Genomic DNA, 11,677 nt, shown 5'->3' with positions numbered 1-11,677 from the left:
GGAGCTGCCGCAGGCTGCGATCTTTTCATCCCTGCCCAAACACCTGCGAAGGCCGGCGCAGTAGCGGGTCGAACGGATTGATCCGCGGCCCGATCAGCGCCGCTTCGCGCTTGAGCATGTCCACCACCGTCGGCAGTCGATCCGGGCCCAATCGGTCACTCACGGTCGCCACACTCAACGCCGCCACCGCACGACCTTCACGATCGAGAATCGGCACGGCCACCCCGGCCATGCCCTGCAGCACGCCGGTATTGCGCCCGGCGTAACCCAGGGCACGCACGTTGTCGACTTCCGAGCGCAGGAACACCTCGTCATACAGGTGGAAGTCTTTCAGGCGCGGCAAGTTGTAATGGATGACGGTGTCGCGTTCTTCCTCCGGCAGGAACGCCAGAATCGCCAGGCTGCCCTGACCCACGCCCAACGCCACACGCCCGCCGATGTCCCCGGTAAAGGTGCGGATCGGGAACGGCCCTTCGCTGCGGTCCAGACAGATCGCATCAAAGCCGCAGCGCGCCAGCAAAAACAACGAATCACCCAGCGACGCCGAGAGTCTCAGCAGCGCCGGCCGTGCCAGTTCGCGCAAGTTTCCGGTGTTGCCCGCACGAGCCGCCAAAGCGAAAAAATCCAGGCTCAGGCGATAGCGTTTACTGCGCGCATCCTGCTCGACCATGCCCTCGTCCATCAGGCTGCGCAGCAACCGATGGGTCGTCGGTTGCGATAAACCGATGCGCTGCGCCAGTTGCGTCACCCGCTCGCCGCCCTCGACGGTATCACCCAGTGTTCGCAGTACCGCAAACAATCTTGAGACGGCGCCAACACCGACTTCATTTCTGCTTTCATTCCGCTCAATGGAATCTTGCATCTTATTTTCCGATTATTAATTTACTGATCGAATAAAACTTAAAATAGTCATCGCCTCAGTGAAATAGACCATTGAGCCCATCCTAGTCTTCGTCCTACTCTGCGTCCAGACAGGGGCGATTCGAACAACAGCGGCAGCCGACTCAAGTCGAGCGCCACGCACCCCGGCAACATCTTTTCGTATCTGCCCATACAAAAAAGCGCGCCTTTGGGTGACGCATAACAATCTCAGGTGGAGCGCGGTCATGGCTTTTGTGCAACTTGAAAAACTCTGCAAACGCTACGGCGAAATCGACGCCGTCGTCGCCACCGACCTCTCGGTCGAGAAAGGTGAGTTCGTGTCCTTGCTCGGCCCCTCGGGGTGCGGCAAGACCACCACTCTGCAAATGATTGCCGGCTTCGTCGAAGTCACCAGCGGGCGCATCGTGCTCGATGGCCGCGACATCACCCACGCCAAACCCGCCAGCCGCGGATTGGGGGTGGTGTTCCAGAGCTACGCGCTGTTCCCGCACATGACCGTCAAGGACAACGTCGCCTTCGGCCTGCGCATGCGCAAAGTGCCGAACGCCGATATCCAGCAGCGAGTCGACCGGGTACTCAAACTGGTGCGCCTGAATCAGCTTGCCGAGCGTTACCCGCGGGAGCTTTCCGGTGGCCAGCGCCAGCGCGTCGCCCTGGCCCGCGCCCTGGTGATTCAGCCGCCGGTGCTTTTGCTGGATGAGCCACTGTCCAACCTCGACGCCAATTTGCGCGAAGAGATGCAATTCGAGATCCGCCGCATCCAGCGCGAAGTTGCAATCACCACGCTGATGGTCACCCACGACCAGTCGGAAGCGCTGTCCATCAGCGACCGTGTCGTGGTGATGCAGGCCGGGCGCATCACCCAGATCGACGCGCCCTACACCCTCTACGAACACCCGCGCACCGAGTTCATTTCCGGATTCGTCGGCAAGGCCAATCTGCTGCCCGGCGAGCGCAATGGTGCCGGCGCGGTTCAGGTGTGCAGTGTTGGCAACGGTGATCTGACCCTGAGCCTGCGCCCGGAAAAAATCGATCTGCGCGATGCCGGCCACGGTCGCTTGCAAGGCAAGATCGTCAGTCGGTTTTTCCTCGGCAGCCAATGGCTGTACGGCGTCGGGACAAGCCTGGGCGAGCTCTGCGTCGTGCGCCGCAACGATGGCTCAGCCCCCTTGAACGAAGGCACTGCAGTCGGCCTGGACTGGGACGCGGCGCTGCTGCGAGTGCTGAGTGTCGACGAGGTGCCAGCATGAGTACGCTCACCGCCACCCGCCAGGGACGCCAGGGGTATTGGCTGTCCGCACCGGCCCTGGCCTTGTACCTCGGCTTGCTGATCATCCCGCTGGGATTGACCCTGGTGCTGTCGTTCAACGTCTTCGACTACAGCTCGGGGATCAACGGCGACGCCTACACCGTCGAGCACTACAGCAACCTGCTGGGCGATCCGTATTTCTACGAGATCTTTCTGCGCACCTTGTGGATCAGCGCCCTGACCACTTTGCTCTGCGTGCTGATCGGCGTGCCCGAGGCCTACATCCTCAGCCGCATGGGCACACCCTGGTGCTCGATTTTCCTGATTCTGATCCTCACTCCGCTGCTGATTTCGGTGGTGGTGCGCGCCTTCGGCTGGAGCCTGTTGCTCGGCGCCGACGGCCTGGTCAACCAGACCCTGCAAGCCCTCGGCGGCTCACCGATGAAGCTGCTCTACACACCGTTCGCGGTGGTGATTGCGCTGGTCCACGTGATGCTGCCGTTCATGATCATTCCGGTCTGGACCTCGCTGCAGAAACTCGATCCCGCCGCCGAACAAGCCGCGCAGTCGCTGGGTGCCAGTCACTTCACGGTGATTCGCCAGGTCGTGCTGCCACAGGTCATGCCGGGTGTATTGTCCGGCACATTGATCGTGTTTGGCCTGGCCGCCAGCTCATTCGCGATCCCCGGCCTGCTCGGCGGTCGTCGGCTGAAGATGGTTGCCACGCTGATCTACGACCAATACCTGTCGGAACTCAATTGGCCCATGGGCGCGACTATTGCCGTGGCTCTGCTGCTCATCAACCTGCTGATCATGCTGTCGTGGAATCGCATGATCGAAGGCCGCTACAAGAAGTCATTGGGATAATTCGTCATGTCCAGGAACGGTCCTTTCGCCCTGCTGTTTCATACCCTGGTGGTGCTGTTCATGATGGCGCCGCTGGTGGTGGTCTGCCTCGTGGCCTTCACCCCGGAAAACACCCTGAGCCTGCCGACCACGGAGTTCTCTCTACGCTGGTTTCGCGCGGTGTTCGAGCGTGCCGATTTTGTCGACGCGTTCTACAACAGCCTGATCCTGGCGTTCAGTGCCGCCACCCTGGCGACGCTGATTGCGGTGCCCGCCGCGCTGGCGATCACTCGATTCGAGTTTCCCGGTCGAGACTTTCTCAACGGCCTGTTTCTGTCACCGATCATCATTCCGCACCTGGTACTCGGTGTGGCGTTGCTGCGCCTGTTTGCGTTGCTGGGTGTCAATGGCAGCTTCGTCTGGCTGATATTCGCCCACGTGCTGGTGATTACACCGTATGTGCTGCGTCTGGTGCTGGCCTCGGCCATTGGCCTGGATCGCAGCGCCGAACACGCTGCGCAATCCTTGGGCGCCGGGCGCTTCACGCTGTTCCGCCAGATCACCCTGCCGATGATTCTGCCGGGGGTGGCCGGTGGCTGGTTACTGGCGTTCATCAACAGTTTCGACGAAGTCACGCTGTCGATTTTCGTCACCTCGCCGGCCACACAAACCCTGCCGGTGCGCATGTATGTGTACGCCACTGAGTCCATCGATCCGATGATGGCGGCGGTGTCGGCACTGGTGATTGCGCTGACCGCGCTGACGATGATTCTGCTTGATCGGGTCTACGGCCTGGATCGGGTGCTGGTGGGTAAACAATGAGGGCGCCATGGCTCTGCTGAAACGACTGGCCGAAGCTGACCGCCCGGCCCTGGACTTTACCCTCGACGGCCATCCCGTCAGCGGTTTGCTCGGCGATACCGTGCTGACCGCCGTGCTGACTTGCAGCGAACACCTGCGCGGCAGCGACTTCAGCGCCGAACCCCGCGCCGGCTTCTGCCTGATGGGGGCCTGTCAGGATTGCTGGGTGCGACTGGGCGATGGTCGCCGGGTGCGCGCCTGCTCGACACTGCTCGAAGCCGGGCAGCAGGTCTGTCGCGAACCGGGGCGATCGTTATGAATAAACATTCCATCTGCAGAAACCGGATCCCTTGTGGGGTAAGAGTATGAAGTCTGTGGTCATCGTCGGCGCCGGTCCGGCGGGCATTCGTGCGGCGCAAACGCTGGTTGCCCACGGCGTGCGTCCGATGCTGCTGGACGAAGCCGCACGCGGCGGCGGGCAGATTTATCGGCGTCAACCGGCCAACTTCAAACGATCGCCGGTCAAGCTGTATGGCTTTGAAGCACGCAAAGCCAATGCGCTGCATCAGACGATTGACGCACTGCGCGAACAAATCGATTACCGCCCCGAAACCCTGGTGTGGAATGCCGAAGACGGCGCCCTCGACACCTTGCGCAACGGCCGCGCAGCACGCTTGGCGTTCTCCCGGGTGATCGTCGCCACCGGCGCCACCGACCGGATTCTGCCCGTACCGGGCTGGACATTGCCGGGGGTCTACAGCCTGGGCGCGGCGCAAATCGCCTTGAAGTTCCAGGGCTGCGCCATCGGCGAACGCGTGGTGTTTGCCGGCAGCGGCCCGTTGCTGTACCTGGTCGCCTATCAATACGCCAAGGCTGGCGCCAACGTGGTCGCGGTGCTCGACAGCTCACCCTTCAGCGCACAGGCCCGAGCCTTGCCTGGCCTGCTGGCGCAACCGTCCACGCTAGCCAAAGGCATTTATTACCGCGGCTGGCTGACCGCGCACGGCATCCCTGTGCATCAAGGCGCGACCCTGGCAGCCATCGACGGCGAGCAACGCGTGCAATCGCTGCGCTGGTCCAACGCCAAGGGCAACCACTCACTGGACTGCGACGCGGTGGCTTTCGCTCACGGCCTGCGCAGTGAAACCCAACTGGCCGATCTGCTCGGCTGTGAATTCGCCTGGAACCCGCTCAATCGCGCCTGGTTACCGCAGCGTGACCGTGCGGGCCGCAGCAGTGTCGCCGAGGTTTATCTGGCGGGCGACGGCGCCGGCATCATGGGTGCGGACGCGGCGGAAATGGCCGGTGAGCGCGCCGCCTTGGCACTGCTCGAAGACATGGGGCATCTGATTCCGGCACAGCGCCCTGCGCTACTGGAGCACCGCCTGGAACGCATTGGCGAATTTCGTCAGGGCCTCGAACGTGCCTTTACATTTCCCGACAACTGGGCCGCTGGTCTCGCCGATGACGTGATGGTCTGTCGCTGCGAAGAAGTACGCGCCGGGGATATTCGCGATGTGGTGCGCGAAGGTCATTGGGAAATCAACCGGGTAAAGGCTCATTGTCGTGTCGGCATGGGGCGTTGCCAAGGTCGGATGTGCGGTGCCGCAGCAGCAGAAATCATTGCCTGCCAGAGCCGGCGCGCCGTGTCCGATATCGGCCGGTTGCGCGCCCAGGCACCGATCAAACCGCTACCGTTTGGCCTGGAGATCGAGCTTTGAACGAAGTCGATGCAGTCATCATTGGCGGTGGCATAGTCGGTGCAAGCGCCGCCCTGTTTCTCAGTCGGGCCGGCCGGCGCGTGGCGCTGCTGGAACGGGATTTCTGCGGCTCACATTCCAGCGGAGTGAACTACGGCGGCGTGCGGCGTCAGGGTCGTCCCCTGGCGCAATTGCCGCTGTCGCAAAAGGCCCACGAAATCTGGGCGCAGTTGCCACAACTGATCGACATCGACGGCGAATACCAGCGTAGCGGTCACCTCAAACTGGCCCGCAGCCTCAACGATCTGCAAGCCCTGCAGGACTACGCCGATAGCAGTCGGGGGTTCGGCCTCGATCTGCAAGTGCTCGACCGAAGCCAATTGCGCGCGCGTTTTCCGTGGGTTGGAGACGTGGCGGCAGGCGCGTCCTATTGCCCGGACGATGGTCACGCCAACCCGCGCCTGGTGTCTCCGGCGTTCGCTCGGGCGGCGCGGCAACAGGGCGCACAGGTTTACGAACAATGCGCGGTGAGCACGGTAGAACATGACGGGCAACGGTTTCGTGTGCGTACGCAAACCGGCCAGGAATGGCGTGCACCCTGTCTGTTGAACTGCGCCGGAGCCTGGGCCGGCAGCCTGGCCGCGCAGTTCGGCGAACCGGTGCCGATGCATTCAGGTCATCCGGCGATGCTGGTCACCGAACCGTTGCCGCTGGTGATGGATGCCAGCACCGGCGTTGAGGGCGGTGGCATTTATGCCCGTCAGGTTACCCGGGGAAATTGCGTACTGGGCGGCGGCCAGGGCTTTGCCCTCGACGAGACCCGCGCCCGCCCCGGTCAAGGCGCAGTGCTGGAAATACTCCGCCAGGCCGTCGAGCTCTACCCGTTTCTTGAAGGTGCCCAGGCGATTCGTACCTGGAGCGGCACCGAAGGTTATCTGCCCGATCGCCAACCGGTGATCGGCCACAGTGGCACCCAACCCGGTCTGTTGCACGCGTTCGGCTTTGCCGGCGCCGGTTTCCAGATCGGACCCGCGGTGGGCCAGGCGCTCACCGAAATCATCTGTAGCGGCGCATCAAAGACGTCGCTGGATGCGTTTTCCATCACCCGGTTTCACTCCATCTCCGTAGCTTGATAGAGGAAGGTCGCGCCAATGAATAACGTCAAACGCAGTGCACTGCTCGGTTTCTCCTGGCTAAGTTTTTCTTGCGTGGGCGCCCTGCTCACGGTCACTGAGGCCCAGGCCGAGCCGACACTTTATCTGGGCATGAACGGCGGGACCATGGAACGGCTCTATGCCGACAAGGTGCTGCCGGCTTTCGAGAAGGCCAACAACGTCAAAGTGGTGATCGTGCCGGGCACCTCCGCCGATATCCTGGCCAAGGTCCAGGCCAGCAAGGGCAACCCGCAAATGCACGTGATGTTCCTCGACGACGGCATCATGTACCGCGCGATCTCCATGGGTCTGTGCGACAAACTCGAAGACAGCCCGACGCTGGAACAGATTCCGGCCAAGGGACGGATCAAGGACCAGGCCGTGGCGGTCAGCCTCGGGGTCACCGGGCTGGCATACAACACCCGCTTGTTCAAAGAAAAAGGCTGGAGCGCGCCGACCTCGTGGATGGACATGGCCGACCCGCGCTTCAAGGACAAACTGGTGTTCCAGTCGATGGCCTCTTCGACGTTCGGCTTGCACGGTTTCCTGATGTTCAACCGGATCCAGGGCGGCACCGAAACCAATGTCGACCCTGGTTTCAAGGCCTGGCCGGACACCGTCGGGCGTAACGTGCTGGAATACATTCCGAGCTCGTCGAAGATCTCCGAAATGCTTCAGACCGACGAAGCGGCGCTGTTCCCGTTGACGCCGACCCAGGTCACGGCTCTGAAGCTCAAGGGCATGCCAGTGGAATACGCACAGCCGAAGGAAGGCGCCGTGGTGCTCAACGTCGCCGAATGCGCAATCGCCAACAACACGCAACCGGAGCTGGCGCAAAAACTTGCCGCCTTCTTGCTGACCCCCGAAGCCCAGGCCGTCGCACTCGAGGATGGCGACCAGATTCCGTCCAACCCCAACACCCCGACCACCGAGCGAACCCATGGTCAGGTCGAAGCCATGAAACAGTACCTCGATACGGCGATTGCCGTGGATTGGGATCAGGTCAACGAACAACGTCCGGCATGGAGTGCGCGGTGGAACCGCAGTATCGAGCGCTAGGTCACTGGCCAGGCACAGCTGTGTGGGCATCGGCATGACCTTGTGGGTGCGGGCTTGCTCCGGTCGGCGTTCCGACGAAGGCGGCCTGACAGTCGCCACATCTTTCCCGCTATCATGTCGCGCATTTGCGGTGCCACGCGCCTATTCCTTGATCAAAAGCGAACCTGTTCATGCATACCCTTGCTCAATTGCGTGCCGGCAAGTTGTCGGGCATCACGCGGCTGGATCTGGTCGACGGCCTGACCGAATTCCCTCGGGAGATCTTCGATCTGGCGGACTCGCTGGAAGTGCTCAATCTCAGCGGCAATGCCTTGAGCGCCCTGCCGGAGGACTTGCATCGCCTGACCCGTTTGCGCGTGCTGTTCTGTTCCGATAACCGTTTCACCGAGTTGCCGGCCTGCCTGGGCCAATGCACCGCACTGACGATGATCGGCTTCAAGGCCAACCGCATCGCCCACGTGCCCGCAGCGGCGCTGCCACCGCTGCTGCGCTGGCTGATCCTGACCGACAACTGCATCGAAACCTTACCGACCGAACTGGGAGAGCGCCCGTTCCTGCAAAAGCTCATGCTCGCCGGCAACCGATTGCAAGTGCTGCCGGAGTCATTGCGTCAGTGTCATCGGCTGGAACTGATCCGCATCGCCGCCAACCGGTTGACCGGGTTGCCGCAATGGCTGCTGGAGCTGCCGAGCCTGACCTGGCTGGCGTACGCCGGTAACCCGCTGGAAACCGAAGCCGATGCCGCGGCCCTCGACGCCACTTCGCGCATTGACTGGTCGGCGCTGCGTCTGGAGAAGAAACTCGGCGAAGGGGCGTCCGGGGTGATTCATCAGGCCGTCTGGCAACCGGCTGACCAACCGGCCACGCCAGTTGCGGTGAAGCTCTACAAGGGCGAAATGACCAGCGATGGCTCGCCGCTGCACGAGATGAACGCCTGCATCACCGCTGGCCTGCACCCGAATCTGATCCGCGTCGAGGGGCGGATTGTCGATCACCCGCAGCAAACCGCCGGGTTGGTCATGCAGTTGATCCCGCCGAGCTTTCGCAACCTCGCCGCGCTGCCGAGCCTGGCGTCGTGCAGCCGCGACATTTACCCCGACGATTTGCGTTTCAGTGCCGCGGTGGCGCTGCGCATTGCCTCGGGCATTGCCTCGGTGGCCGAGCACCTGCACGGTCATGGCATCACCCACGGCGATCTCTATGGGCACAATATTCTGTGGAATGAACAGGGTGATTGCTTGCTGGGGGATTTTGGCGCGGCGTCGTTCCACGCGATTTCCGACAGCCTTGAAAGCTGTGCCTTGCAGAGGATCGAGGTGCGAGCGTTCGGGGTGTTGCTGGGGGAGTTGCTGGCGCGAATCGACTCGGGGTTGAGCGATGCACTGCGTGGGGCGCTGGAGGATTTAGAACAGCGTTGCTGTCAGCCGCAGGTGCTGGAGCGGCCTGGGTTTGATGAAGTTGTTCAGGAATTAGCTGAGTCCAAGTTGTAAATACAAAACAATGTGGCGAGGGGGCTTGTCGGAACGCCGAACCGCCCCGTTCGGTTGCGCAGCAGCCGTCGCTTTTGGGACGGCTTCGCCGTCCAACGGGGGCAAGCCCCCTCGCCACAAGTCAGATCCAGGCCAGTTCGATCAACCCGCCAACCCGACAAACATGTCCTGCACGTCGTCGTGGTTATCGAGGCCTTCGAGGAACGCTTCGACTTCCGCCATCTGCTCATCGCTCAGGCCGCTGACCGGGTTTTTCGGCTGGTAGCCCAGTTTGGCCGACAGCACGGTGAAGCCTTGTTCCGGCAGGGCTTTCTGTACCGCGTCGAGGTCGGTCGGCTCGGTCAGGAACAGGGTTGCACCCTCTTCACCCGGCTCGAAATCCTGTGCACCGGCTTCGATGGCGGCCATTTCCGGATCGGCGTCCGGGGTGTCCGGCGACGCTTCAATCATGCCGACATGGTTGAAGTCCCAGGCCACGGAGCCGGAAGCACCCAGTTGGCCCTTGCGGAACGCCACGCGGATCTCGGCCACGGTGCGGTTGATGTTGTCGGTCACGCACTCAACGATCAACGGCACCTGATGCGGGGCGAAACCTTCATAAGTCACGCGATGGTATTGCACGGTCTCGCCCAACAGGCCCGCGCCCTTCTTGATGGCGCGATCCAGTGTTTCCTTGGGCATCGAAGCTTTCTTGGCCTGTTCAACCACCAGGCGCAAGTGCGCGTTGGTAGCAATATCAGCGCCGTTGCGCGCAGCAATGGTGATTTCTTTCACCAGTTTGCCGAAGATCTTGCCCTTGGCATTGGCTGCCGCTTCTTTGTGTTTAACCTTCCACTGTGCGCCCATTTCTCACTCTCTTATCTGTGGCATCTGTGGCGCCGAGACATCTATTGGCCGACGCTTTGTGCAAGTTTATACGGCCTAAAGTTGGCAATCGACCAAAAAATCCCGACTTGCATCGACATCTTCACCAGCGGTTGTAGGGCGATTCGGAAATGTCGCTTTAACGTGCCCGCAATGCGCTGGGGTTTCGTACGCTTTGCACCCTATTCCACGGCGGTAGCGCGTTCGATGCACAACGACAAGGAAAGTCCCACCACTCTGACGCTTCTGGACGATGACCTGAGTTTCCAGGTAGTCCGGTTCAGCGGTCATGAAGCACTCAACCAGCCCTATCGATTCGATATCGAGGTTATCGGGCTGGCACCGGCCCTGAGCCTCGAACGATTGCTGCAGCAACCGGCGTTCCTCGAATTTGGCCACGACCAGGGCATTCATGGCCTGCTGCACAGCGCCAGTTGTGAACATCGAACCGGGCACCGGGTCGCTTACAAGCTGGTGTTGGTGTCCCGTGTCCAAGTGCTGGAGCAGCAAGGACGCCGAAGAGTTTTCCAGCGCGCCAGCGTGCCCATGATCCTGCGCCAATTGCTCGAGGAACACGGGTTGCCCGCCGGCAGTTATCGCTTTGAACTGGCAACCGGGCACTATCCCCTGCGACCTTTTTGCATTCAATACGATGAAACCGACCTGGCGTTGCTGCAACGACTGTGCGAGGAAGAAGGCATCCACTACCACTTCGAGCATCAACGCGACAGCCATGTCCTGGTGTTGGCCGATGACAGCCTGAGTTTCCCCCAGGAACCGCTGCTCATGCCGATGTGCAGTGACGCCCTCGACGAACATCAGGAACCGGTGATCAGCGAACTGTTCCAGCGCCATGACGCGACGCTCTCCCCCGTGCGCCCGGGTGCCAGCAATCCTGGTGCAGCGGACACCAGCGACGGCGCAGCCAATCACTCGTTCGCCACGACAAGACACTTTCCCGCCCACGAACAACAACATCGCGATCAGCTCAGCCGTCGACAACTGGAACGTCTGCGTTGCCGACACCTGCAGATCCACGGCCAAAGTAATCAGGGCGCATTACGCAGCGGCCGGATCGTACAGGTGGCCGAACATCCACTGGCGAATTTCAATGATCAATGGCTGGTCACCGAAATCCGCCATCAGGGGCATCATTCGTCGATTCTGTCCGACGACTCCCCGGACATCACCCCGGGCTACTGCAATCAATTCAGCGCCATCCCTTGGTCGACAGTGTTCAGGCCCTCGCTCAAACAACCCAGGCCGAGCATTCCCGGGTATCAGCCCGGCCAAGTGTGCGGCCTGGTCGGGCAACCGTCGAGGGTGGATGAGGATGGCCGGGTTCAGGTGAACCTCTGGCCCGTCACACAATCAGTGGCAGAGGCGTCCGATGGCCTGTGGCTGCCGCTGGCGCTGACCACCGCCGAGGACTGGCTCGATCCGTCCCGCCTGCCCTTGGCCGGCAGCGAGGTACTGGTGATTTTCCTCGACAGTGACCCGGATCGCCCGGTGCTCTGTACGGCCATGGGCCCTCGGCCACAACCTCGCGGCCCTCGTCCGCGTGAGCCCCGTGGCGATACCCGCCTGCTGTTCGCCTGGCTGCTCAGCCGCTCGGACCTTGCGCCCTGACAC

General features: G+C 61.9%; 11 protein-coding genes. 9 read left to right on the top strand and 2 right to left on the bottom strand.

Annotation, left to right across the window (positions count from 1 at the left end; translation table 11 throughout):
- Positions 1–25: 25 nt before the first annotated feature.
- Positions 26–862 (bottom strand): IclR family transcriptional regulator, encoded by an 837-nt coding sequence (locus tag KW849_RS16710; RefSeq protein ID WP_218430433.1) that lies wholly within the window; start codon positions 860–862, stop codon positions 26–28.
- Positions 863–1,106: 244 nt separating this feature from the next.
- On the opposite strand from KW849_RS16710, the gene KW849_RS16705 reads away from it, so the two are divergent.
- From KW849_RS16705 to KW849_RS16670, 8 genes are all read left to right on the top strand, one after another.
- The gene (locus KW849_RS16705; RefSeq protein WP_218430432.1) at positions 1,107–2,132 is read left to right on the top strand and encodes an ABC transporter ATP-binding protein; all 1,026 of its coding nucleotides are present in this window, start codon (positions 1,107–1,109) and stop codon (positions 2,130–2,132) included.
- Positions 2,129–2,998, top strand: a complete 870-nt coding sequence (locus tag KW849_RS16700; protein WP_218430431.1) for an ABC transporter permease — start codon at positions 2,129–2,131, stop codon at positions 2,996–2,998. The genes KW849_RS16705 and KW849_RS16700 overlap by 4 nt, the downstream gene beginning before the upstream one ends.
- A gap of 6 nt (positions 2,999–3,004) precedes the next feature.
- Complete coding sequence (locus tag KW849_RS16695; RefSeq protein ID WP_108219103.1) at positions 3,005–3,799, top strand: ABC transporter permease; 795 nt, start codon at positions 3,005–3,007, stop codon at positions 3,797–3,799.
- A gap of 7 nt (positions 3,800–3,806) precedes the next feature.
- Complete coding sequence (locus KW849_RS16690) at positions 3,807–4,097, top strand: (2Fe-2S)-binding protein (protein WP_218430430.1); 291 nt, start codon at positions 3,807–3,809, stop codon at positions 4,095–4,097.
- A 46-nt stretch (positions 4,098–4,143) separates the two neighbouring features.
- Positions 4,144–5,499, top strand: a complete 1,356-nt coding sequence (locus tag KW849_RS16685) for an NAD(P)/FAD-dependent oxidoreductase (RefSeq protein WP_218430429.1) — start codon at positions 4,144–4,146, stop codon at positions 5,497–5,499.
- On the top strand, positions 5,496–6,611 hold the full coding sequence (locus KW849_RS16680; protein WP_218430428.1) for an FAD-binding oxidoreductase: 1,116 nt from the start codon (positions 5,496–5,498) through the stop codon (positions 6,609–6,611). Before KW849_RS16685 ends, KW849_RS16680 begins: the two co-directional genes overlap by 4 nt.
- 18 nt (positions 6,612–6,629) lie before the next feature.
- Complete coding sequence (locus KW849_RS16675; RefSeq protein WP_218430427.1) at positions 6,630–7,691, top strand: ABC transporter substrate-binding protein; 1,062 nt, start codon at positions 6,630–6,632, stop codon at positions 7,689–7,691.
- Between the two features lie 170 nt (positions 7,692–7,861).
- On the top strand, positions 7,862–9,181 hold the full coding sequence (locus KW849_RS16670; protein ID WP_218430426.1) for a leucine-rich repeat-containing protein kinase family protein: 1,320 nt from the start codon (positions 7,862–7,864) through the stop codon (positions 9,179–9,181).
- A 141-nt stretch (positions 9,182–9,322) separates the two neighbouring features.
- Here KW849_RS16670 and KW849_RS16665 read toward each other — a convergent pair whose 3' ends face one another.
- The gene (locus KW849_RS16665) at positions 9,323–10,027 is read right to left on the bottom strand and encodes a YebC/PmpR family DNA-binding transcriptional regulator (RefSeq protein WP_008051121.1); all 705 of its coding nucleotides are present in this window, start codon (positions 10,025–10,027) and stop codon (positions 9,323–9,325) included.
- Positions 10,028–10,252: 225 nt separating this feature from the next.
- On the opposite strand from KW849_RS16665, the gene KW849_RS16660 reads away from it, so the two are divergent.
- Positions 10,253–11,674, top strand: coding sequence for a type VI secretion system Vgr family protein (locus KW849_RS16660; RefSeq protein WP_218430630.1), 1,422 nt, complete (start codon positions 10,253–10,255; stop codon positions 11,672–11,674).
- Positions 11,675–11,677 lie beyond the last annotated feature (3 nt).

This window comes from Pseudomonas sp. PDM26 (genome assembly GCF_019219185.1).
Classification (GTDB): domain Bacteria; phylum Pseudomonadota; class Gammaproteobacteria; order Pseudomonadales; family Pseudomonadaceae; genus Aquipseudomonas.
The sequence above is the reverse complement of the archived record's forward strand: the minus strand, read 5'-3'. Positions and strand labels throughout refer to the sequence as shown.

Bases quoted from the DNA above. Each gene is read 5' to 3' on its own strand.
- KW849_RS16710 (WP_218430433.1), bottom strand. From the start codon at position 862: ATGCAAGATTCCATTGAGCGGAATGAAAGCAGAAATGAAGTCGGTGTT.
- KW849_RS16705 (WP_218430432.1), top strand. From the start codon at position 1,107: ATGGCTTTTGTGCAACTTGAAAAACTCTGCAAACGCTACGGCGAAATC.
- KW849_RS16700 (WP_218430431.1), top strand. From the start codon at position 2,129: ATGAGTACGCTCACCGCCACCCGCCAGGGACGCCAGGGGTATTGGCTG.
- KW849_RS16695 (WP_108219103.1), top strand. From the start codon at position 3,005: ATGTCCAGGAACGGTCCTTTCGCCCTGCTGTTTCATACCCTGGTGGTG.
- KW849_RS16690 (WP_218430430.1), top strand. From the start codon at position 3,807: ATGGCTCTGCTGAAACGACTGGCCGAAGCTGACCGCCCGGCCCTGGAC.
- KW849_RS16685 (WP_218430429.1), top strand. From the start codon at position 4,144: ATGAAGTCTGTGGTCATCGTCGGCGCCGGTCCGGCGGGCATTCGTGCG.
- KW849_RS16675 (WP_218430427.1), top strand. From the start codon at position 6,630: ATGAATAACGTCAAACGCAGTGCACTGCTCGGTTTCTCCTGGCTAAGT.
- KW849_RS16670 (WP_218430426.1), top strand. From the start codon at position 7,862: ATGCATACCCTTGCTCAATTGCGTGCCGGCAAGTTGTCGGGCATCACG.
- KW849_RS16665 (WP_008051121.1), bottom strand. From the start codon at position 10,027: ATGGGCGCACAGTGGAAGGTTAAACACAAAGAAGCGGCAGCCAATGCC.
- KW849_RS16660 (WP_218430630.1), top strand. From the start codon at position 10,253: ATGCACAACGACAAGGAAAGTCCCACCACTCTGACGCTTCTGGACGAT.